The sequence below is a fragment of the Microbacterium sp. BF1 genome (assembly GCF_019279095.1).
Lineage (GTDB): Bacteria > Actinomycetota > Actinomycetes > Actinomycetales > Microbacteriaceae > Microbacterium > Microbacterium maritypicum.
Map to the genome: position 1 here is coordinate 1 of NZ_JAGYWT010000416.1, position 2,172 is coordinate 2,172.

The following is a 2,172-nucleotide window of genomic DNA, read 5'->3' on the forward strand; positions in this document are numbered from 1 at the left end:
GCGAGATGATCGGATACCCGGATCGTCAGGATGACCCCGACGAGATGCCCGAGTGGAAGACCGAGGGCATGCACCTCAACGACGTGCCCTGCGTCGCCTATGCCCTCAACCTCGACTGGTTCACGGTCACGCCGCATCGGTGCGGCCGGGACACCAGCAGGACCGCGACACGATGCTGAGCGGAATCGCGGAACAGGTCGCCGTCGATCCTGCAGAATCGCTCCTCGTCGTCGGCGACTTCAATGCGCCGTCGACGGATCCGAGCCTGTCCGCTCTGCGCGCGGAGGCCGACGGGGTGCGTCCGACCGACGGGACGCTCGGGTTCACGTGGCCCGTCGCCTTCCCCCTCGTGCGCATCGACCAGGTGTTCGTACGCGGTCTCGACGTCGTCACCTCGACCACGATGCGGGCGGGGAACAGCGATCATCTCGCCACCCTGACCCGAGTGCGCTGACCCCGAGTGCGCTGACGCCGAGTGTGCTGGGCCCGACGTTTCGATCGGCAGTCTCAGTGGCGCCGCAAGCAGGTCGGATCGTAACCTGCCACCGACAGGCTCCGCACCAGGCGAGAATGGGGACATGGACTGGCAGACGACCTCCGAGGACACGGTGCCTTCGGCACCCGTGACGGAGGCCGACGTCCGGCTGCTCCGTGCCCGCCCGCCGGCGACCGGCGCATGGCGAGACGGAGACCCTGTGGGAGGGCGACGCTTCGCCGCCTCCGGTCCCTTCCCCACCGCGAGCGGTGCGCAGCTGCCCGCCATCCGTGTCGCCTACGAGTCCTGGGGCGAGTTGAACAGCGCCCGTGACAACGCCGTCCTGGTGCTGCATGCGCTCACCGGAGACAGCCATGTGCGCGGCCCCGCGGGCGCCGGTCACCCCACCGGCGGCTGGTGGGAGGACATCACCGGTCCCGGTGCTCCGCTCGACACCGAACGCTGGTTCGTGATCGCCCCGAACATGCTGGGAGGCTGCCAGGGTTCGACGGGGCCGGCAAGCGTCGCTCCCGACGGCTACGAGTGGGCGTCACGGTTCCCGTACCTGACCATCCGCGACCAGGTCGCCGCTCAGGTGCGCCTCGCCGACGCTCTGGGCATCGAGAGCTGGGCAGCCGTGATCGGCGGCTCCATGGGAGGCATGCACGCGCTGGAATGGGCGGCCACGCATCCCGAGCGCGTGCGGCGACTCGCTGTGCTCTCGTCGCCACCGGTGACGACCGCCGACCAGATCGCGCTCAACACGGTGCAGCTGGAGACCATCCGGATGGATCCGCGATTCCAGGGCGGTGAATACTACGACCTCGGTGACGGCGACGGTCCGCACCGCGGCCTCGCCTTGGCACGGCGCATGGCCCTGCTGAACTACCGCAGCCCGATCGAGCTCAATCAGCGCTTCCAGCGATCCTGGCAATCGGATGTCTCGCCCCTCGGCCACGGCGGTCGCTTCGCGGTGGAGTCGTACCTCGACTTCCACGGCAACAAGTTCACCCGCCGTTTCGACGCGAACAGCTACATCACGCTCGTCGAGGCCATGAACTCGCACGATGTCGGCCGCGGGCGCGGTGGCGTCGAGGAGGCGCTGCGTGCCGTCACCGCGACCACGCTGGTGCTCGGCATCGACAGCGACCGCCTCTTCCCCGTCGACGGGCAGCAGCGCATCGCGCGCAGCATCCCGAACGTCATCGACGATGAGGCGGTGGTCATCACCAGCGACTTCGGGCACGACGGGTTCCTCATCGAGACCGAGGCCGTCGGCACGAACCTGCGCCGTCTGCTGGACAGCTGATCCCGCCCGCTCAGGTCTCGATGAACCGCCACGGCAGGGCACCGGCTTCCAGGCGTCCCTGATCCCAGGTGAAGGCGCGGCCGGCGTCGGAATCGAGCACCCTGGTCCGGAACAGCTGCACGATGCCACTCGCCGCCACGGCAGCGGCGACATCGCCGAACACCGAGAGCTGGTGGAGGGTGATCCACGTCGGGGGATACAGCGTCCACTCCCCTGCTGCGTGTCTGGCGAGCGCCTCCGCCGGCCGCACCCAGGCGATCAAAGCGCGACGTCAAGAGACTCTCCCGCGTACCCAAAGCCTGGATCATCATCATCGGGGTGCTCATCACCCCGGCCCTGTACGCGTGGTTCAACATCAACGCGTTCTGGGACCCCTACGCCAACACCG

At 68.6% G+C, this 2,172-nt stretch carries 3 protein-coding genes; 2 read left to right on the plus strand and 1 reads right to left on the minus strand.

Annotated features, from left to right (window positions below; genetic code table 11):
• Positions 1 to 139 precede the first annotated feature (139 nt).
• Complete coding sequence (locus KZA10_RS13000; RefSeq protein ID WP_374196589.1) at positions 140 to 454, plus strand: endonuclease/exonuclease/phosphatase family protein; 315 nt, start codon at positions 140 to 142, stop codon at positions 452 to 454.
• 124 nt (positions 455 to 578) lie between these two features.
• Positions 579 to 1,784, plus strand: coding sequence for a homoserine O-acetyltransferase (locus tag KZA10_RS13005; protein WP_218683083.1), 1,206 nt, complete (start codon positions 579 to 581; stop codon positions 1,782 to 1,784).
• A 10-nt stretch (positions 1,785 to 1,794) separates the two neighbouring features.
• Here the strand turns inward: KZA10_RS13005 and KZA10_RS13010 are convergent, their stop codons facing one another.
• The gene (locus KZA10_RS13010; RefSeq protein WP_256934823.1) at positions 1,795 to 2,046 is read right to left on the minus strand and encodes a hypothetical protein; all 252 of its coding nucleotides are present in this window, start codon (positions 2,044 to 2,046) and stop codon (positions 1,795 to 1,797) included.
• Between the last annotated feature and the right edge of the window lie 126 nt (positions 2,047 to 2,172).

Bases quoted from the DNA above. Each gene is read 5' to 3' on its own strand.
- KZA10_RS13005 (WP_218683083.1), top strand. From the start codon at position 579: ATGGACTGGCAGACGACCTCCGAGGACACGGTGCCTTCGGCACCCGTG.